Here is an 18,898-nt window from a genome sequence, read left to right as displayed (position 1 = left end):
ATTGACTCAGATTTTTAAACTTTATTGCATCTTGAATTTATATTTTTGATATGTTTATTGGGTAAAATAACTTCTTTGTTTAGATGAAGAAGGCTTATTTTTTTTTTGCACTCTATAGTACTTGTTTTTTTTATCTTTGACCATATCTTTATATTAATTTAAATTATTTAAGGAAACTGCGTGAATAATAATAAAAAAGGAGCCTCAATGGCTTGGAATGATAACAATAATCAAACTCCTCCTGAGCTTGATGAGGTTATTAAAGATTTTAAGAATAAATTTAATAGTGCTTTTGGCGGAAAATCTTCTGGGGGCTCATCAGGTAGCTCTGGTGCAAGCAAAGCTGCAAAGGGAAGCTTTAAGTACATCATAATTCTTGCATTCATACTTTGGATGGCAACAGGAATTTATATAGTTGATCCTGCTGAAAGAGGAGTTGTATTGCGTTTTGGTGCTTTTCAGACTTCAGCTACTCAGGGTCCTCACTGGCACATTCCATATCCAATTGAGTCGGTATATAAGATAAATGTTGAACAAATTCGTTCTGCAGAAATTGGCTTTAGAAATGTTCAAAATTCCTACAGTGGCGGTGTGAGTTCAGAATCACTCATGCTGACCAAGGATGAAAATATGGTCGATGTTAAATTAGCGGTTCAATACAAAGTTGCAGATGCACAGGCATTTCTATTTAATGTATTTCAACCTGAATTGACACTTAGTCATGTGGTTCAAAGTGTTATTAGGCAGGTTGTGGGTGACAATACAATGGATTATGTTTTAACAACTGGTCGAGAGCAGGTTGCTCAAGAAGTTAAAGTTGCTTCACAAGCACTGTTAAATGAATACAATACCGGGCTTATGATTACTGCTGTTACTATGCAGGATGCTCAGCCTCCAATTCAACTTAAAGCAGCATTTGATGATGTTGTAAAGGCTAGGGAAGATGAACAGAGATACATAAATGAAGCGAGAGCTTATGCAAATGATATTGTTCCAAAGGCTCGTGGTGCTAGCCAAAGACTTCTCGCAGAGGCAGAGGCTTATAAGTCTGAAGTGGTCTCAAAGTCTGAAGGTGAGGCTTATAGATTCAACCAAATACTTACTGAGTATACGAAAGCTCCTGATGTTACTAGAGAGCGTTTATACAGGGAGACGCTTGAAGATGTCTTTAGTTCTACAAATAAAGTGATTGTTGATTCAAGCTCAAATTCAATGATGTATTTGCCAATTGATAAACTTATTAACTCGTCAAGAACACCTAAATCTTCTTCTACAGGAAATTCTTTCCAGCAAACACCATCTGGAAGCTCAAATGATCAAGGGGTTTTACGTTCAAGGGAGAATAGATAATGAAAAAATTAATTATTGTAGTAATTGCATTATTAGTAATTCTTCTTTCATCGAGTCTTTATACGGTTAATGAAACTCAAGTAGCAATTAAATTGAGGCTTGGTGAAATTGTTTCTGTTGAAAATAAACCTGGACTGAAGTTTAAGACTCCTTTTGTTAACAATGTTGTCTCGTTTGATAAGCGTATTCAAACTCTAGATTCTGCGGCAGAATCATTCTTAACAGTTGAAAAGAAAAACGTTGTTGTGGATTCTTATGTGAAATGGCGTATTGTAGATACTGAGAAGTTTTATATTTCAACGGGTGGTGCAATGGCTTCAGCAAACCTAAGGCTTGCTCAAAACAATCAGGATGCGTTAAGAACTGAGTTTTCAAAGCGAACTATTATTGAGGTAGTTTCAGACGAACGTGAAGCTATTATGGCAACTGTAAAATCAAAGCTTAAAACGATCGCTGAAGATGAATTTGGTATTGAAGTTATAGACGTTCGTATTAAACGAATTGAGCTGGCTCAGGAAGTTAGAAATTCGGTCTACAGTCGAATGGAGACAGAAAGAAAAAGTATCGCTAATAAATTCCGTTCAGAAGGTGCTGAGGAGGCTGAAAAAATTCAAGCCTTTGCAGATAAGGAAAGAACAATCATCTTAGCCAATGCTTATCGTGACTCTGAAAAGATCCGTGGTGAGGGCGATGCTATCTCTGCGAGTAATTATGCAGAGGCTTATAGCCAAGATGTGGATTTCTACTCTTTCTATCGCTCACTTGAGTCTTATAAGAAATCTTTTAGCGATCAGGGAGATATCTTAGTACTTAATCCAGATTCTGAGTTCTTCCGTTACTTTAACCCATCTAAATAATTCGGGTTATGAGTAATTGGCAATTACCTGAGGGCATTGACGAGCTCACTGGTGATGAAGCCATGGCTTTTGAAGTTACTAGAAGAAATTTATTAGATTTATATCAAAGTTGGGGGTACAACATTGTTGTTCCTCCAATGATTGAGTATTCAGACACCTTGGTTTTAAATTCAAAGTCTATAGATGATAAGACCTTTAAATTTTTAGATTCAGCTTCAACGCGTATGCTTGGAGTGCACTCTGATATAACTCCGCAAATTGCAAGAATTGACTCTAAACATGCAGAGCCAAATAGTATCAGACGTTACTGCTATATCAATGCAATTCTGCAAACAAAGGCAGATGACTTCTATGCATCCAGATCTCCCATTCAAGCGGGCGCAGAACTTTATGGACACAAAGGTATTGATGCAGATATAGAGGTCATTGTCTTAATGCTCTCATCTCTAGAGCTTTTAAATATAAAAAATATAACATTAAGCCTTGGTAATACAGCAATTTTTAATGCGCTATGCGCCTCTATAAATCTTCCAAGTAAAGAGATTGCTGAGCTAAGAGATATTTTTAGAAGAAAGTCACTTCCAGACCTTGAAAGTTTTCTTCACAGCACAAAGATTAAAGAGGCTGATAAATTTAAATCCCTTATCTCTCTTGATGGCAATGAAAAGGTACTTGAAACGGCTAATGATATATTTAAGAGTATTCCGGCAATAGTCGATGCAATTAATGATTTAGCTAAACTCAATGATTTTTTCAAAGATAAAAACCTTGATGTAATGTTTGATTTGGGTGAAGTGAAAGCATATGAATATCACGATGGAGTTGTATTTGCTGCATACAGTGATAAGTTTTCTAAGGCGATTGCTCAGGGCGGCAGATACGATGCGCTAAGTAAATCATTTGATTCTAATAGAGAGGCTACAGGCTTTTCTTTTGATCTTAAGTTTTTAATTCATCAGCAAGTAAATTCAATTAATCAAAGTAAGGCCCTAAATGCGCCAAACATTGATAATCCAGAGTTTATTGAATTTATAAATGACCTTAGAGCCAAGGGCCATACAATTAAAACAGATTTAAATGGTTCAACTGAAGTTGATTTTATTCAAGAAAATGGAAAATGGAGATTAAAGAAATAGTATGGGAAAAAATGTAGTAATCATTGGTACTCAGTGGGGTGATGAAGGTAAAGGGAAGATTGTTGATTTGATTACTGACAAAGTGAGCTCTGTAGTTCGTTTTCAGGGTGGACATAATGCTGGACATACCTTGGTGATAGATGGCAAGAAAACAGTATTGCACCTGATTCCATCAGGTATCTTAAGAAGGAATGTTAACTGCTATATTGGTCATGGCGTAGTTTTATCAATGACTGCTCTTCTTAAAGAGATGAATGAACTTCAAGAGTCAGGTGTTGAGGTTAAATCTAGGTTAAAAATAAGCCCAGGATGTCCGTTGATTCTTCCCTATCATATAGAACTTGATAACGCACGTGAAGTCCATAGAGGTAAAGCTGCTATAGGAACTACAGGAAATGGAATTGGTCCAGCCTATGAGGATAAGGTTGCTAGAAGAGGTCTTCGAGTAGGTGATTTATTGGATGAAGCATTATTTTCAGTAAAATTAAAAGAGGTCGTTGACTATCATAACTTCAGTTTAAAGAATTATTATCAGCAATCAATTGTTGATTTTGAGACAGTGTTGTCAGAAGCACTGGAACAAGCAAAGTCAATAAAGCCAATGATTATGGATGTTGCTGATGAACTTCACCAGCAAATGAAAAACTCTGAAAATATCCTATTTGAAGGAGCTCAGGGAGCACTTTTGGACATTGATCAAGGTACATACCCCTTTGTAACATCTTCAAACACAACATCGGGAGGCGCTGTAACCGGTTCTGGAGTAGGTGTAAGAGATATTGACTATGTATTGGGGATTGTTAAAGCTTATACAACCCGAGTGGGTGGTGGGCCATTTCCTACAGAGCTTGATTATGATGTAAATACAGACCAGGGAGACCCTATTGGAAGGGAGCTTTGTAAAAAAGGGCATGAGTTTGGAGCGACAACAGGTCGTCAAAGGCGATGTGGATGGCTCGATTTAGTCATATTAAATCGCTCATTCAAGCTTAATGCTGTTAGCGGAATCTGCTTGACTAAGCTTGATGTAATGGACGATTTAGACTTAATTAAGATTTGTATTGCTTATGACATAGATGGTCAGCAGACTACAATCCCTCCATTTTCTGCAGAAGGGTATGATGCCGCAAAACCAATTTATATAGAAATGCCAGGCTGGAAAACTTCAACCATTGGAACACATTCCTTTGATGATTTACCTATAGAGGCACAAAACTATATTAAGAAAATTGAAGAGCTAAGTCAAATTCCAGTTGACATCCTTTCAACAGGTCCTGATAGAGATGAAACATTGATATTAAAAAATCCATTTGAATAATCTTCAAATATCCTAAGCTTGCTTTATACTTAGCACATTATGTCAGACCCTCACTATCATCGTGAAGCGGAAAAATATGAGAGCCCGATTCCATCTCGAGAACATATTTTAAGTTTTATTCAAGACAAACCCAAAAGTAAACGTCAGCTTTTTGAACTCCTGTCTCTTGAGGATGACCAAAAAAAAGCCTTTGAAAGACGATTAAGGGCAATGGTCAGGGATAAGCAGTTAAGTTGCAACAAAAGTGGCGTTTATCGCCCTTTTTCTAACAGAGGCCTTCTATCTGGAACCGTCATAGCTAACCCTAAGGGATTTGGTTTTGTCGCATTGGACAAAGGGGGCAAAGATTTGAGGCTTTCAAGTCAACAAATGAAGTTGGCATTTCATGGGGACAAGGTCAAGGTGCGTCTTCTCAATCGAAAACTCGATGCAGAAATTGTTGAAGTTACAGAGACGGTTAGTACACTCGTTGGAAGACTTCATATTGATCATCAAAGAAGTTATGTTATTGTCGATGATAAGCGTATCAAACACGAAATACAGATTGTAAAGCTTTTAGAGGGATGTAAAGATAACCAAGTCGTTGTGATAGAAGTATTAACCTCTCCAACCCTCGAAAAAAATGCCACAGGAAGAGTTACTTCAATCCTTGGAAATTATTTAGATGAAGGTGTCGAGGTTGACTCTGCTATTCATCGCCACCAAATTCCATCTACTTTTGGAGAAAAAGCCCTACAAGAGTCAGCAAATCTTCCAACTAAAGTAATGCCAAAGGATAAAAAAAATCGAGTTGATATTACAAATTTAGAGCTGGTCACAATTGATGGCGAAGATTCAAGAGACTTTGATGATGCTGTTTATGCGATTCCATCAGAGAATGGATGGAAATTAATTGTTGCTATCGCAGATGTATCTCATTATGTTAAAGAAGGTACTGAGCTTGATAGCGAGTCTTTAGAGAGAGGAAACTCTGTTTATTTCCCCCACAGGGTTGTCCCTATGCTGCCTGAGGCGATCTCTAATGGACTATGCTCTCTTAACCCAAAAGTCGAAAGGCTATGTATGGCCTGTGAAATGGAGATTGATTCCTTAGGATCGCTTTTGAATTATAAGTTTTACCCAGCAGTCATGCTATCCCATGCCCGTTTAACCTATACAGAGGTTAATGAGATGCTAGAGAATAAGGAGAGTCCACTCAGAAAGAAATACAGCAGAATTAAAAAGAATGTGGACTATTTGTATGGACTTTACCAAACCCTCAGGATTTCAAGGCAAAAAAGAGGTGTCATGGATTTTGATAGAATTGAAAGCCAAATTCTATTTGATGACAAAGGAAAAATTGAAAACATTGTTGCCCGCAAAAGGAATGATGCCCACAAGTTAATTGAAGAATGTATGTTGATGGCTAATCAGGCAGCTGCGAAATATCTTCAAAATGAAAATGAAGACTTTTTGTATCGCGTTCATCCAAAGCCAACCCCTGAAAAGGTAGAGATTACTAGGCAATTTTTAACTGCAATTGATCTTAGGCTGGATGGAGGGCTTGAGCCAGACACTAGTGACTTTGCCAAATTACTTAAAAAGGCGATAGGTAGAGAAGACGAGAATATTATTAAAACTGTCGTCTTAAGAACCATGAAACAGGCAACCTATACCCCTAAGAACGAAGGTCATTTTGGTTTAGCTTTTGAAGATTATGCTCATTTCACATCGCCAATTCGTCGCTACCCAGATCTTCTAGTTCACAGAGCTATTAAAAGGTCTCTATCAAATAAAAAACGTGAGCAATCTCAAAGAATGGCTGAAATGGGTACTCATCTTTCGATGACTGAGAGGAGGGCAGATGATGCTTCACGTGATGTTGAGCAGTGGCTTAAGTGTGAATATATGAGAGATAAAGTGGGAGACAGCTTTAGCGGCGTCATTTCAGGTGTTGCTGGATTTGGACTATTTGTAGAGCTTTCAGATATTTTTGTTGAGGGCCTAGTGAGTGTTCGCGATTTAAAGGAAGACTACTTTAATTTTGACGACGTTCATCATCAACTTAAGGGCCAAAGGGGCGGAAAAATTTATCGTTTAGGTGATACGATTAAAGTTAAAGTGGCCTCAGTCAATCTTGATGATAGGAAGATTGAATTCGTTCCAGTTCATTAATCATTTTCAAAGTTATTCAGTTATTGCGCCTCGAGAAGCCGATTGAGCAAGCTTTGCATATTTAGCAAGAACACCTTTTGTGTACCTTGGTTTGGGCTGCTTCCAATTTGAAAGTCTTTGGTTAATAATGGACTCATCCACGATTAGTTCAAGACGATTATTTTCAGCATCAATTAGAATTTCATCACCATCCTCAATAACAGCAAGAGTGCCACCAGTATATGCTTCAGGTGTAATATGTCCTACTACAAATCCGTGAGTTCCTCCTGAAAATCTTCCATCAGTAATGAGTGCAACTTTTCCGCCGAGACCTTTCCCCATAACAGCTGAAGTAGGAGCTAACATTTCTCTCATACCTGGACCTCCTTTAGGCCCCTCGTATCGAATAACAATAACGTCTCCTTCAACAATTTGATCTTTCAGGACAGCTTGAAGGGCGTCCTCCTCACATCCAAATGTTTTCGCATTACCCCTAAAAGTTAAACCTTCTTTGCCAGTGATTTTAGCAACAGCACCTTCAGTTGCAAGATTGCCTCTTAGAATTCTTAAGTGAGAATCCTTTTTGATGGGTTTATCTAAAGGCATAATAATTTCTTGGTTAGCATCATACGGCTGAACATTCTGTAAGTTTTCAGCTAAAGTTTTACCAGTTACTGTCATGCATTCTCCATGAAGCATACCCACATCTAAAAGCATTTTCATTAACGGCAATGTTCCGCCAATTTGAACCAGTTCACTCATCATATATTTACCCGATGGCTTAAGATCTGCTAGAACAGGGACATTGGCACCAATTCGCGTAAAATCATCGATAGTAAGGTCAACATTAATAGCGTCCGCCATGGCGATTAAATGGAGTACAGCATTCGTTGATCCACCAAGTGTAATAATCAGAGTGATGGCGTTTTCAAATGCCTTCTTGGTCATAATATCACTCGGCTTTATATCTTTCTCTAATAGGTTTAATACAGCCTCACCAGCCTTAGAGCAATCTGTATTTTTGTCATCAGATATTGCATTCTGAGAGGACGAATTTGGAAGACTCATTCCAAGTGCCTCTATTGCAGAGGCCATAGTATTAGCTGTATACATTCCTCCACATGAGCCTGGGCCAGGAATAGCAGTGGACTCAATCTGCTCAAGTTCTATATCATTAATATCGTTATTCGCTCTTTTACCAACAGCCTCAAAAACACTCACAATATCAGTATGATTGGCCCCAGGCTGAATGGTTCCGCCATAAACAAAAACAGAAGGGCGGTTCAGTCTAGCAAGCCCCATGACGCATCCAGGCATATTTTTATCACATCCACCAATTGCAACAACCCCATCAAAGCCTTGACAGGCAGTTACTGTTTCAATTGAATCAGCAATAACCTCTCTAGAAACAAGTGAATATTTCATGCCTTCTGACCCCATTGAGATGCCATCTGAAATAGTGATTGTATTGAAAACAACAGCTTTTCCTCCAGCACTATTTACGCCTTTTTCGGCTTCGCTAGCTAAATCATTGATATGCATATTGCATGGTGTAACCATTGACCAGGTTGATGCAATTCCAACTTGTGGCTTTTTAAAATCTTCTTTTTTAAAGCCAACAGGGTAAAGCATTGCTCTGGATGCAGCTCTCTCGTAACCATCAATTACAACTGAGGAATATTTTCTAGTGTTTGACATTGCTTTTAAATTATCAAAAAAATACAAATTTTAGACTAAAATAACTCGCTTCTAGTAGCAATTAAGGCTTCAAGTTGAGTAAAGCAAGGCAAATTATCGAATTAATGCAACCTTTTGTTGAAGAAGGTAGGTTATTAGAAAGAAGCTATGAAACCATTGACAGTTGTATTGATGACTTTGTTTGTATTGAGAAAGATAATCAAATTATTGCCTGTGCTGGTCTAAAACTATATCAAGATGAGAACGTTGGCGAAATATATGCACTTGTTGTGAATAAGAGTTTTCACAATACAGACACATCAACAAGATTAATGGAGTTATTAATCGATAAAGCTTCTAAGTTAAATCTAAGTTCAATTTTTGCGCTCTCTAAGTATGGCGGCAGATTCTTCTTTAGGTTTGAGTTTGTTGAGAGTGAATTAAGTTTTCTTCCTGATTCAAGACAAAAGAGTTATGATGACCTAAGAAAATCTATTATTTATTCTAGGCGAATCTAGATTTATTTTAATTAAAATATATTTTAGTCCTGCTAATTAATGAAACTTAAAGATAGAATCCGTGGATACCTTCCTGTTGTCATAGACGTTGAAACGTCAGGATTTAATGAGCAAACGGACGCTCTCTTGGAAATTTGTGCAATTATTCTGGGCATGGATGAAGAGGGTTATTTTTTTGCAAAAACAACCCTTCATTATCATGTTGAGCCTTTTAAAGGGGCAAATATTGAAGCCTCGGCAATTAAATTTAATGGCATTGATATTGATAATCCCTTTAGGCTTGCTGTTCCTGAAAAGAAGGCATTGTCAGAAATATTTGATCACATTAATGAGGAGCTAGAAACTGAAGAGTGTTCGAGAGCCATCCTTGTTGGTCACAACGCTTTTTTTGATCTTGGATTTGTAAAGGCGGCTACGCTCAGAGCAAACTTAAAAAGTCCATTCCATCAATTCTCAACGATCGATACGGTAAGTCTGTCTGCCCTTTGTTGCGGCGAAACAGTTCTCGCTAAAGCGATATCTAAAATGGACATTGAGTGGGATAATAATGAGGCACACTCAGCGCTCTACGATACGCAAAAAACATCAGAGCTGTTCTGTCAAATATTTAATTCTCATAAGTTTGAACTGAAGGATTAGTCTTCAATTTTTCTTAAATATTTGTAATCCATAGCCCACTTAATAAACTCTTCTTTATTGATAGAGTTACTTTGGAATCTTTCCCTTAAAAGGTGATTCTCTACCCTTTGAAAAAAAATTAGATTTAATAAGCTTTTTTTCATATTGGTTACATCATTCAGTTTAGTTTTGAATAAATCAGAATCTAGCCTTTTAGCATGAATAGGATTAATGCCCAAAAGGATCAAGAGACATTCATTAAAACTTAACTTGATTTTATTAATTAAAAAGTCATGCCAATCAGCTCTAGTAGCTAATTGATCTTTAGATGGATTTATCGCCTTAAAGTCAAGGATTTGTTCGTTTAGCAAAGTTTCGATGAATTCAAGGTTATCACTTTGATCTGACTGATTGGTCGTTTTAAGAATGGATTCTCTTAATCTGGTAACTTCAAACTTGATGTTTTCAGCAGTTCTATTATGGAAAATTTTATAGGTTGTTTCAGTCATATTTTTATACTCTTTAATCACGATTATTTAAATTTATTTTCTTGTACTAAGGTCCACTTCCTAATTTGATCTGTAACCTCTGAAGTCTTTAAATTAGAATTGGGTATTGCCTCACCAATAACGACGGTAATTACTCCAGGTTTTTTTAAAAAGCTGCCCTTAGGCCAAAGCCTTCCAGCATTATGATACACGGGCGTAATGCTATGTCCTGTTTTCTTTGCTATCGCACTGCCACCATTTTGGTAAGCTCCTAATTCACCGTAAGGTTGCCTGGTTCCTTCAGGATAAACAACCACTGAGATGCCTTTATTGAGTCGATCTGCCCCTTGCTTTATGACTTTTTTAATTGCGTTTAGTTTGTCACCACGATTAATAATGATTGGTTTTAGTAGCGCAAGACTCCATCCGAATACAGGAAGCCATAAAAGTTCACGCTTTAAGACCCAAGTATGGGCTGGGAAGATTGTTTGAAATGCCAGTGTTTCCCAGGTAGATTGGTGGTTAGAGACTATGATGGACGAAGATTTAATTATATTTTCTTGACCAATGACTTTGGTTTTAATGTTCACAGTTACTTTTAACCACCATATACAAAATATAGCCCATTGAGAGAGAAATTTTTGACGAGTTGGGTAGCTTGAAAAAACGAGTAAAAAACCGATCAAAGTGATCAGAATTAAACTAATAATTGAACCAACAAAGTACAATAGTGATCTGAAAAGTATCATGGTTTATAGATATCTAAGCGTTATAATTCTATATAAAATTTTACTAAGTTTATAACACACTGTTATGTCTATTTTATGATTGCTATAAAACACCCATTAATAATGGATTCAAATCTAACCTTATGAATATTATTATTGGCATAGTTTCTTTACTCGTTGGAGCTGCATTTAGCTACTATGTTCTGAACAAGAAATTATTTTCCATCTCTCAAAAAAATATTCAGCTTGAGACAAAGCTGGATGAGAAAGAAAAGAGTTATGCCGAAAAAATTCAGCTAGTCGATCATCTAAAGAGTAAAGTAAATAGTGAGTTTAAGACTATCGCCTCAGAAATTTTGAAGACAGACCGTGACAAGCTTAAGGTTGATAATTCGGACTTATTGACGCCGCTTCAAACTCAGCTTAAAAGTTTTAGAGATAGGATAGAGACAATTACAAAGGAGCAGGTTGAGGAGAGAACGACCTTAAAAGAGCAAATTAAGTCTCTTCATGTTGCAAACCTTGAAACACAGCAGTCGGCAAAGAATTTAACAGATGCGCTCACTTATGACAACAAGATTCAGGGTGACTGGGGAGAAGAGATATTAAGCTCTCTTTTATCAAGTTATGGATTCCAAGAGGGGGTTGAGTTTGATCTTCAAAAGCAATATAAAAATGAAATGGGTGAAAAATTTAAGCCTGATGTTATTCTTCATTTGCCAGAGGGAAAGGATGTTGTTATTGACTCTAAGGTGTCGCTAAAAGATTACGTTGACTATGTCGCTGACCAATCAAATGAGTTAGCTTTAAAGAAACATATTGCATCGATTGAAAACCAAATAAAAAACATTAGTATCAAAGAATATGAAAACCTTGAAGGTGTGAGGAGTCTAGACTTTATTTTTGTTTTTATTCCTATTGAGGGGGCTCTTCTTCTTGCCCTACAACATAAACATAGTTTATTTGATGATGCTCTCAAGAAGAACATTATGCTCGTTTCACCGTCCATGCTGAGTATGAGTCTAAAAACTGTTAACTTTATGTGGCAAACAGATAAACAAAATAAAAATGCTGACGAGATTGCGCGTCAGGCTGCTGGAATGTATGACAAGCTTGCCCTTTTTACTGACGATTTAGATAAGATTGAGAATCAACTTGAAAAAACTAAGGAAGGCTTTTCAAGTGCTAGGAATAAGTTATCAACAGGCAAGGGTAATTTGATTAGTAGGGCAGAAAGACTTAAAGCGCTTGGGGTTAAATCAAATAAGGAAATTAGTGAATGATAGTTGCCAAAGAGCACAATATAAAAAAAGATGAATTTGAGGGGAAAGTTGTTCTAGTAACGGGTGCAAATAGGGGTTTTGGGCTTGCCATAACCATGGATCTTGCTAGAGCTGGTGCCACTGTCGTTATGCTAGGAAGGGATTTAGGTTCGCTTGAGTATGCTTATGACGCTGTTGTTGATGCTGGCCTGAAAGAGCCTATTCTTTACCCTTTGGATTTAGAGGGCGCAACACCTGAAAATTATCAAGAGCTTCAAGATAATCTACTTAACGAGTTTGGGAAGTTAGATGGACTGGTCCATAACGCTTCAATATTGGGTACTCAGATGCCGATCGAGCAGTATGATATTAAATTATGGTATTCAACAATCCAGATTAATCTAAATGCCCCATTCATGCTGACCCAGTTCCTGATTCCTGCTCTATTAAAATCAGATGATGCAAGAATTATTTTTTTATCTTCAACAGTCGGTAGGAAGGCAAGAGCTTATTGGGGTGCCTACAGCGTTAGTAAGTTTGGGATTGAAGGTTTTGCTAAAACTCTCTCAGAGGAGCTTGAAAAAACCCAAATTAGTGTAAACACGGTCAACCCTGGAAAATTGAGAACTGAGATGAGAAGGACAGCATATCCTGCTGAAGACTCCTCAACAGTTCCTTTGCCCGAAGAAAAAAGTCAGGCAATTGTCCACTTATTGTCTAGCTCAAGTCCAAAAATAAATGGAGAGCAGTTAACAATTTCAGATTAATTTACCTCTGAAGGTCGCTGGTAAGATGTGGATGAATTTTCTTGAGAATTTCTTTGTAGGCGTCTGCATTGCCTGCGACAACGTTTCCAGTTTCCATGTATTTGTCTCTTCCTGAAAAATCTCCTATAAATCCTCCAGCCTCTTTAACAAGAAGAGCGCCAGCCGCCATGTCCCAGGAGTTAAGTCCAATCTCCCAATGACCATCAAGTCTCCCTGCAGCTACATAAGCTAAATCTAAAGCAGCAGCTCCCGCTCTTCGAATGTCAGACACGTGAGGTAAAATTGCCTTAAATGTGTCAAGATAACAATCTAAATGCTGAGGATTTTTGAATGGAAATCCAGTTCCAATAAGAGTATCCTCTAGTCCTTTTGATATGGTCACCCTAATTCTTTCATTATTGAGATAAGCGCCTTCTCCTTTAGAGGCTGTAAAGAGCTCTTCCTTGAATGGGTCATAGATGACAGCGTGTGTAGTCACTCCTTTTTCAAGAAGCGCTATTGAGGCAGCATACTGAGGAAAACCATGCAGGTAATTGGTGGTTCCATCTAAAGGGTCAATAATCCAAAGAAAATCATCATCACCAAGAGTTTTACCACTCTCTTCAGCCAAAATAGAATGTTTTGGAAAGGCTTTTTTAATCTCGTTTATAATGGCTTTTTCAGCCGTTTTATCAACCTCTGAAACAAAGTCATTAATAGACTTGTTTTCGATGGTAAGTATGTCGACCTGATTGTGATACCTTAAAATAACATCACCAGCTGCTCTGGCAGCTCTAACTGCAATATTGACGGTAGGATGCATGGTAAATGAGCCAAATAAATAAAGAGGGGAATTATACCTTGACGAGTTTTGATAAAGTAAGGATTGTCATGGTGAATACGACTGAACCAGGGAATATTGGCGCTGCTGCTAGAGCCATGAAAAATATGATGCTCTCTGAGTTATATCTTGTTGCACCATCTAATTTTCCATCAGCAGTTGCAACTGCTAGGGCAAGTGGTGCGGATGACGTATTATCAAGCGCAACAGTTTGTTCTTCACTCGAGGAGGCTTTGGTGGGTGTTAATCTCGTGATTGGTGCGAGTGCTCGTCAAAGAAATATTAAATGGAGGCAGCTGGATGTTATTGAAACATGCAGTGAAATACAATCGATCGTTTCAAAAGAAGACCATAAAGTTGCTGTTGTTTTTGGAACTGAAAATTCTGGTCTTACTAATGAAGAGCTAGATTTATGTTCAACGTTAATGACAATTCCTGGAAATCCTAAATATTTTTCATTGAATGTAGCATCTGCAATTCAAGTATTTGCCTATCAGAATTATGTAAGCACTCTAGAGGGTGGTTTTGAAAATGCTCCTGGAGAATTAGCAAACTTTGATGACTTAAATAGCTTTTATAAGCATCTTGAGCAAGTACTTGAGCATATTGATTACTTTGATGCAAAGAAACCGCAGAGTTTGTTAATGAGGCGCTTAAGGAGACTTTTTGGAAGAAGTATGCCTGAGAAAGAGGAAGTTGCAATTTTAAGAGGTATTCTTAATAAAATTAATCCTTATAACCCTTAAATGAAAAAAAGCCCGAAAACGGGCTTTTTCGTTAACAACGCCTTTGCTTAGCCAAGCATCAGTTTATTCATCCTTTTGACAAACTCTGCAGGCTCTTTGATTTGACCACCTTCACTTAGAACAGCTTGGTCAAATAGGACTTTTACAACATCCTCGTCTACTTTTGTTTTAAGCTTCATAACCAGGGGGTGGGTCGGATTGATTTCAAGAATAGGTTTTGTATCTGGAACATCTTGACCAAGGGACTTCATTATTCTTTCCATATTGCCACCTAGTTCATTTTCATCGGCAACAAGACAAGAGGGTGATTCACTCAAACGACTTGAAACTTTGACTTCTTTAACTTGGTTATCAAGAATTTCTTGTGCTTTAGAAATAACTTTTTCATAGTCTTTAACAGTTTTCTCTTTCTTTTTCTTATCTTCTTTTGAATCAAGGTCTTCAAGGTTTCCCTTTGCAATTGACTTCAGAGAGAGTTCTTCAAATTCACCAAAATTTGCCACTAACCATTCATCAACTCTGTCTGAGAGCAATAAAACTTCAATATCCTTTTGCTTAAAAATTTCAAGGTGAGGTGAGCCTTTAGCTGCATCATAATTATCAGCCGTGACATAGTATATATTTTTTTGATCTTTATTCATTCGACCAATATAGTCTTTAAGGGAGACTGTTTGATCAGGGGAGTCAGTTGATGTTGATGTAAATCTTAAAAGGTTAGAAATTTTATCTTTATTTGCAAAGTCCTCAACTACGCCTTCCTTAATAACCATTCCAAACTCTTTCCAGAATGTTGCATAATCTTCCGGTTTATTTTTAGACATTTTGTCGAGTTCAGAAAGAATACGCTTGACAGAGGCTTTCTTGATTGTATCAACAACCTTACTACCCTGAAGTATCTCTCTTGAAACATTTAATGAAAGATCAGCAGTGTCAATTACGCCTTTGATAAACCTAAGGTACTGAGGAAGCAATTCTTCATTACCCTCCATGATAAAAACTCTCTTAGCATAAAGCTTAACACCACCTTTTCTTTTAGGTTCCCACATATCAAAAGGCGCTTTTTTGGGTATAAAGAGTAGTGATGAGTAGTCTAGTTTTCCCTCCACTCTGTTATGAATTTGTGTTAATGGACCCTCAAAGTCATAGGTTAAAGACTTATAGAATTCATCGTAATCATTTTGAGATAATTCTTTTTTATCTTTCATCCAGAAAGCTGTCGCTTTATTTATAGTTTCATAGACAATTTCACTCTCATCTTCTTCTGAAGCCTTAACCATCATTATTGGAACGGTAATGTGATCTGAGTATTTAGAAACAATGCCACGAAGACGATAATCATCAACGAACTCTTTTTCAGCTTTCTTAACATCAAGAATGATGGTAGTGCCATAATTCTCAAGATCAACGGTTTCGATTGAGTATTCACCTTTACCTTTGGAAACCCACTTAGTTCCGTTCGCTTTATCATCACCAGCTTTTCTGCTGAGAAGTGTTACAGTATTTGAAACAATAAAAGCGGAATAGAATCCAACACCGAATTGTCCGATCAGATTAGAATCTTGTGTTTGATTTTTATCAAGACTTTCAAGATATTTTCTAGTTCCAGAATTAGCGATAGTACCAATATTTTCCATGACTTCATCTTGTGTCATTCCGATACCGTTATCTCTAATGCTAATTGTTCCAGCGTCTTTATCGATGTCAATATGAATGCTGGGCTCTTCTTTTCCCTCTAGCAGTGATTCATTAGATAGAGACTCAAACTTGAGTTTATCAATCGCATCCGATGCGTTAGATACTAATTCTCTGAGAAAGATCTCTTTATTAGAATAAAGAGAGTGAATCATCAAATGTAAGAGTTGTGATACTTCCGTTTGAAATTCATGTGTTTGTTTTTGACTCATTCAAAATCCCCTATCGTTTTAACTTAAAATATAAAGATATGGTCAATCACGAAAAAAACAAGTCAGATCAAGAAATATTAATTGATCAAATTGGAGCATTTACTAAGTATCTAGAGGTAGAAAAAAATTATGCTTTAAATACCATTTCTTCCTACAAGAGGGATTTGTTGAAGTTTCTTTCTTTCTTGAATGGTCGAAGCATATCAGAATGGAGTGAAATTAATTCAGACGTCTTAAATATTTTTGTTATGGAGCTTAGGCATAGTAATGCTTCTGGCAAGTCATTAAAAAGATACTTATCATCAATAAGAGTTTTTTTTAATTACTTGATTGCCAATAATATTCTCCAAACAAATCCTGCTCAGTCTATTCAAACTCCAAGACTTGAACGCTCATTACCGAAAACCATTAACTTCGATGATTTAACAAACATGATGACGTTAAATACTTCTAGCTACAAAGAGTTGCGCTCAGTCTTAATGATTGAGCTTTTATATTCTTGCGGTTTACGCGTATCTGAACTAGTAGGCATTAATCTTGCAGACTTCGATCTGAATGAGGGTTTTGTAAAAGTGATGGGTAAGGGCGCAAAAGCAAGATTTACTCCAGTAGGAGAGACAACTATTGGTGTCCTTAAAAGATATCTAGAAAAGAGACCTAGTTGCAATTCAGAGGCGTTATTTTTAAATCAAAAGAACATAAGGATTTCTCCAAGAACAGTTCAGAATGTTGTTAAGAAAAGAGCTTTAGAGGTGGGAGTATCAATCAATGTTCATCCACATATGCTTCGACATGCAGCAGCTACACATTTTTTGCAGTCAAGCCATGACTTAAGGTCTGTTCAAGAGTTTTTGGGACACAAAAGTATTAAAAGCACCCAAGTCTATACGCACCTTGATTTTTTAGAATTATCTAAAGTTTATGATGAATTTCATCCAAGAGCAAAAAAATGATAATTAATTCTAAAATAAAGCTTGCCTTGCATCATTTAAAGATTGGAGTTATTGCTCATCCTACAGATACGATTTATGGTCTAGGGTGTCTCGCAAATAATCCTGGCGCTATTCAAACTATCGTAAATCTAAAAAAAAGAGATATTAAAAAAGGATTCATTCTTTTAGCCTCAAACATTAGTTTTTTGATGCCTTATATTGATTCAAATATGAATAGCAAGCTTTTGAAAAAACTAGCTAAACCAACAGAAACTCCAACTACATACTTGGTTCCAAAGTCAGAGGAATTATCACCTCTACTCAATGGGGATAATGAACTCTTAGCTGTTCGCATAACCTCTGATCCACTTATTACTTACTTTTGTGAAAATACTGGCTCAGCATTAATTTCAACAAGCGCTAATCTTCAGGGTAGAAAGGTTGCCTCAAGCACGCTAGAGTTGAAAAGGTACTTTGGTAATGACCTTGCATTCGAGCTTCCTCCTAATATGTATAATTCAGAGCCTTCAAAAATTATTAATTTGATAACTGGTGAACGATTAAGATGAGTTTATCTAAATTTTTATTCATTAAAATTTAATGTAAATGATTGAACAAATTAAAAAATACTTACTAGATCTTCAGGTTGACATATGTGAGGAATTTGGAAAATTAGATTCAATATCCAATTTTGATACCGACATATGGAAAAGGGATGATGGAAGAGGGAGTGGAATAACACGGGTTATTTCAGATGGGAGCTTATTTGAGAAAGGTGGGGTGAATTACTCTATTATATCCGGCGATAAAATGCCGAAATCAGCAACAGCTATTAGGCCAGATTTAGAAGGTAGAAATTACACTGCACTGGGTCTTTCTTTGGTTCTTCACCCAGATAATCCTTACATTCCAACAACACACGCTAACCTAAGGTTTTTCATTGCTGAGGAGGCGGGTAAGGATCCAATTTGGTGGTTTGGAGGAGGTTTTGATTTAACCCCTTATTATGGATTTGATGAAGACGCAATTCACTGGCATCAAACTGCAAAAAATGCCTGTCTGCCATTTGGTGATACAACATACCATAATTATAAAAAGTGGTGTGATGATTACTTTTACTTAAGCCATAGAGATGAGCAGCGAGGCATCGGTGGACTATTTTTTGACGATTTAAATGAAGGCGGTTTTGAAAAATGCTTCGAATTTCTTCAGAGTGTTGGGAATCATTTCATCAAGGCTTACCTACCAATTGTTGAAAAAAGAATGAATCTTCCTTACACGCCCAAAGAGAAAGAGTTTCAGCTTTTTAGGCGAGGGCGCTATGTTGAATTTAATCTAATTCAAGATAGAGGAACGCTATTTGGGCTTCAAAGTGGAGGAAGAACTGAGTCTATTTTGATGTCATTGCCTCCAACAGTAAAGTGGGCATACCAGTACAAAATTGAATCAAAAAGCGCAGAAGACAAACTAACTAATTATTTTTTGAAACCAAAAGATTGGATTTGATACAGGTCAAGTAGACTTGAATTAATTTCTATTTTAAAGTTTTAAAAACTAGGATATAATCCACGCTTGAAACATCTTATGTTGATTTCATGTAAGTCAACATTCGTTTGCAACGACGCAGACTTCTGACAATGCCTG

General features: G+C 36.9%; 18 protein-coding genes. 13 read left to right on the top strand and 5 right to left on the bottom strand.

The features are described from left to right. Nucleotides 1-180 precede the first annotated feature (180 nt). The 5 genes from hflK to rnr are packed head-to-tail and all read left to right on the top strand — an operon-like array spanning nucleotide 181 to nucleotide 6,815. Entirely contained in the window at nucleotides 181-1,350 is a 1,170-nt protein-coding gene (gene hflK / locus AC5YGB_RS05115) for an FtsH protease activity modulator HflK (RefSeq protein ID WP_496136829.1), read from the top strand. Further along, the gene (hflC, locus tag AC5YGB_RS05110) at nucleotides 1,350-2,207 is read left to right on the top strand and encodes a protease modulator HflC (RefSeq protein WP_496136828.1); all 858 of its coding nucleotides are present in this window, start codon (nucleotides 1,350-1,352) and stop codon (nucleotides 2,205-2,207) included. The genes hflK and hflC overlap by 1 nt, the downstream gene beginning before the upstream one ends. An 8-nt stretch (nucleotides 2,208-2,215) precedes the next feature. After that, nucleotides 2,216-3,343 (top strand): ATP phosphoribosyltransferase regulatory subunit, encoded by a 1,128-nt coding sequence (locus AC5YGB_RS05105; protein WP_496136827.1) that lies wholly within the window; start codon nucleotides 2,216-2,218, stop codon nucleotides 3,341-3,343. A gap of 1 nt (nucleotide 3,344) precedes the next feature. Beyond that, nucleotides 3,345-4,661, top strand: a complete 1,317-nt coding sequence (locus tag AC5YGB_RS05100; RefSeq protein WP_496136826.1) for an adenylosuccinate synthase — start codon at nucleotides 3,345-3,347, stop codon at nucleotides 4,659-4,661. Between the two features lie 39 nt (nucleotides 4,662-4,700). Continuing rightward, nucleotides 4,701-6,815: a ribonuclease R gene (rnr, locus tag AC5YGB_RS05095; protein WP_496136825.1), complete on the top strand. Its 2,115-nt coding sequence runs from the start codon at nucleotides 4,701-4,703 to the stop codon at nucleotides 6,813-6,815. 12 nt (nucleotides 6,816-6,827) lie between these two features. On the opposite strand, the gene ilvD is transcribed toward rnr, so the two are convergent. After that, nucleotides 6,828-8,492, bottom strand: a complete 1,665-nt coding sequence (gene ilvD, locus AC5YGB_RS05090; protein WP_496136824.1) for a dihydroxy-acid dehydratase — start codon at nucleotides 8,490-8,492, stop codon at nucleotides 6,828-6,830. Between the two features lie 74 nt (nucleotides 8,493-8,566). On the opposite strand from ilvD, the gene AC5YGB_RS05085 reads away from it, so the two are divergent. Together AC5YGB_RS05085 and rnt are read left to right on the top strand one after the other, a co-directional pair. Further along, the gene (locus AC5YGB_RS05085) at nucleotides 8,567-8,989 is read left to right on the top strand and encodes a GNAT family N-acetyltransferase (RefSeq protein WP_496136823.1); all 423 of its coding nucleotides are present in this window, start codon (nucleotides 8,567-8,569) and stop codon (nucleotides 8,987-8,989) included. A gap of 39 nt (nucleotides 8,990-9,028) precedes the next feature. Next, nucleotides 9,029-9,628 (top strand): ribonuclease T, encoded by a 600-nt coding sequence (rnt, locus tag AC5YGB_RS05080; RefSeq protein ID WP_496136822.1) that lies wholly within the window; start codon nucleotides 9,029-9,031, stop codon nucleotides 9,626-9,628. Here the strand turns inward: rnt and AC5YGB_RS05075 are convergent. Next, nucleotides 9,625-10,116 carry a hypothetical protein gene (locus AC5YGB_RS05075; protein ID WP_496136821.1) on the bottom strand — a complete coding sequence of 164 codons (492 nt, stop codon included), beginning with the start codon at nucleotides 10,114-10,116 and terminating at the stop codon, nucleotides 9,625-9,627. The two genes, rnt and AC5YGB_RS05075, sit on opposite strands and share 4 nt — an antisense overlap. Nucleotides 10,117-10,139: 23 nt before the next feature. Further along, nucleotides 10,140-10,844, bottom strand: a complete 705-nt coding sequence (locus AC5YGB_RS05070; RefSeq protein WP_496136820.1) for a 1-acyl-sn-glycerol-3-phosphate acyltransferase — start codon at nucleotides 10,842-10,844, stop codon at nucleotides 10,140-10,142. Nucleotides 10,845-10,966: 122 nt separating this feature from the next. Here AC5YGB_RS05070 and AC5YGB_RS05065 point away from each other — a divergent pair, with 122 nt between their 5' ends. Both AC5YGB_RS05065 and AC5YGB_RS05060 read left to right on the top strand, forming a co-directional pair. Continuing rightward, nucleotides 10,967-12,106 (top strand): DNA recombination protein RmuC, encoded by a 1,140-nt coding sequence (locus tag AC5YGB_RS05065; protein ID WP_496136819.1) that lies wholly within the window; start codon nucleotides 10,967-10,969, stop codon nucleotides 12,104-12,106. Continuing rightward, nucleotides 12,103-12,852, top strand: coding sequence for a YciK family oxidoreductase (locus AC5YGB_RS05060; RefSeq protein ID WP_496136818.1), 750 nt, complete (start codon nucleotides 12,103-12,105; stop codon nucleotides 12,850-12,852). Before AC5YGB_RS05065 ends, AC5YGB_RS05060 begins: the two co-directional genes overlap by 4 nt. A gap of 1 nt (nucleotide 12,853) precedes the next feature. Here the strand turns inward: AC5YGB_RS05060 and AC5YGB_RS05055 are convergent, their stop codons facing one another. After that, nucleotides 12,854-13,654 (bottom strand): inositol monophosphatase family protein, encoded by an 801-nt coding sequence (locus AC5YGB_RS05055; RefSeq protein ID WP_496136817.1) that lies wholly within the window; start codon nucleotides 13,652-13,654, stop codon nucleotides 12,854-12,856. 5 nt (nucleotides 13,655-13,659) lie between these two features. Here AC5YGB_RS05055 and AC5YGB_RS05050 point away from each other — a divergent pair, with 5 nt between their 5' ends. Then, nucleotides 13,660-14,418: a TrmJ/YjtD family RNA methyltransferase gene (locus AC5YGB_RS05050; RefSeq protein ID WP_496136816.1), complete on the top strand. Its 759-nt coding sequence runs from the start codon at nucleotides 13,660-13,662 to the stop codon at nucleotides 14,416-14,418. A gap of 47 nt (nucleotides 14,419-14,465) precedes the next feature. On the opposite strand, the gene htpG is transcribed toward AC5YGB_RS05050, so the two are convergent. After that, nucleotides 14,466-16,322 (bottom strand): molecular chaperone HtpG, encoded by a 1,857-nt coding sequence (gene htpG / locus AC5YGB_RS05045; protein ID WP_496136815.1) that lies wholly within the window; start codon nucleotides 16,320-16,322, stop codon nucleotides 14,466-14,468. A 38-nt stretch (nucleotides 16,323-16,360) separates the two neighbouring features. On the opposite strand from htpG, the gene xerA reads away from it, so the two are divergent. The 3 genes from xerA to hemF are packed head-to-tail and all read left to right on the top strand — an operon-like array spanning nucleotide 16,361 to nucleotide 18,760. Next, nucleotides 16,361-17,275, top strand: a complete 915-nt coding sequence (gene xerA / locus AC5YGB_RS05040; RefSeq protein WP_496136814.1) for a site-specific tyrosine recombinase/integron integrase — start codon at nucleotides 16,361-16,363, stop codon at nucleotides 17,273-17,275. Then, nucleotides 17,272-17,823 carry an L-threonylcarbamoyladenylate synthase gene (locus AC5YGB_RS05035; RefSeq protein WP_020025385.1) on the top strand — a complete coding sequence of 184 codons (552 nt, stop codon included), beginning with the start codon at nucleotides 17,272-17,274 and terminating at the stop codon, nucleotides 17,821-17,823. The genes xerA and AC5YGB_RS05035 overlap by 4 nt, the downstream gene beginning before the upstream one ends. Nucleotides 17,824-17,860: 37 nt before the next feature. After that, complete coding sequence (hemF, locus tag AC5YGB_RS05030) at nucleotides 17,861-18,760, top strand: oxygen-dependent coproporphyrinogen oxidase (RefSeq protein ID WP_496136813.1); 900 nt, start codon at nucleotides 17,861-17,863, stop codon at nucleotides 18,758-18,760. Nucleotides 18,761-18,898: the final 138 nt, after the last annotated feature.

This window comes from Candidatus Pseudothioglobus sp. uisw_142 (genome assembly GCF_059512465.1).
Note: the sequence above shows the minus strand (reverse complement) of the source record. Positions and strands in the feature narration are given on the sequence as shown.

Excerpts from the sequence above, each read along its gene's own strand:
- hflC (WP_496136828.1), top strand. The coding sequence starts at position 1,350 with ATGAAAAAATTAATTATTGTAGTAATTGCATTATTAGTAATTCTTCTT.
- AC5YGB_RS05105 (WP_496136827.1), top strand. The coding sequence starts at position 2,216 with ATGAGTAATTGGCAATTACCTGAGGGCATTGACGAGCTCACTGGTGAT.
- AC5YGB_RS05100 (WP_496136826.1), top strand. The coding sequence starts at position 3,345 with ATGGGAAAAAATGTAGTAATCATTGGTACTCAGTGGGGTGATGAAGGT.
- rnr (WP_496136825.1), top strand. The coding sequence starts at position 4,701 with ATGTCAGACCCTCACTATCATCGTGAAGCGGAAAAATATGAGAGCCCG.
- ilvD (WP_496136824.1), bottom strand. The coding sequence starts at position 8,492 with ATGTCAAACACTAGAAAATATTCCTCAGTTGTAATTGATGGTTACGAG.
- rnt (WP_496136822.1), top strand. The coding sequence starts at position 9,029 with ATGAAACTTAAAGATAGAATCCGTGGATACCTTCCTGTTGTCATAGAC.
- AC5YGB_RS05075 (WP_496136821.1), bottom strand. The coding sequence starts at position 10,116 with ATGACTGAAACAACCTATAAAATTTTCCATAATAGAACTGCTGAAAAC.
- AC5YGB_RS05070 (WP_496136820.1), bottom strand. The coding sequence starts at position 10,844 with ATGATACTTTTCAGATCACTATTGTACTTTGTTGGTTCAATTATTAGT.
- AC5YGB_RS05065 (WP_496136819.1), top strand. The coding sequence starts at position 10,967 with ATGAATATTATTATTGGCATAGTTTCTTTACTCGTTGGAGCTGCATTT.
- AC5YGB_RS05060 (WP_496136818.1), top strand. The coding sequence starts at position 12,103 with ATGATAGTTGCCAAAGAGCACAATATAAAAAAAGATGAATTTGAGGGG.
- AC5YGB_RS05055 (WP_496136817.1), bottom strand. The coding sequence starts at position 13,654 with ATGCATCCTACCGTCAATATTGCAGTTAGAGCTGCCAGAGCAGCTGGT.
- AC5YGB_RS05050 (WP_496136816.1), top strand. The coding sequence starts at position 13,660 with ATGAGCCAAATAAATAAAGAGGGGAATTATACCTTGACGAGTTTTGAT.
- htpG (WP_496136815.1), bottom strand. The coding sequence starts at position 16,322 with ATGAGTCAAAAACAAACACATGAATTTCAAACGGAAGTATCACAACTC.
- xerA (WP_496136814.1), top strand. The coding sequence starts at position 16,361 with ATGGTCAATCACGAAAAAAACAAGTCAGATCAAGAAATATTAATTGAT.
- AC5YGB_RS05035 (WP_020025385.1), top strand. The coding sequence starts at position 17,272 with ATGATAATTAATTCTAAAATAAAGCTTGCCTTGCATCATTTAAAGATT.
- hemF (WP_496136813.1), top strand. The coding sequence starts at position 17,861 with ATGATTGAACAAATTAAAAAATACTTACTAGATCTTCAGGTTGACATA.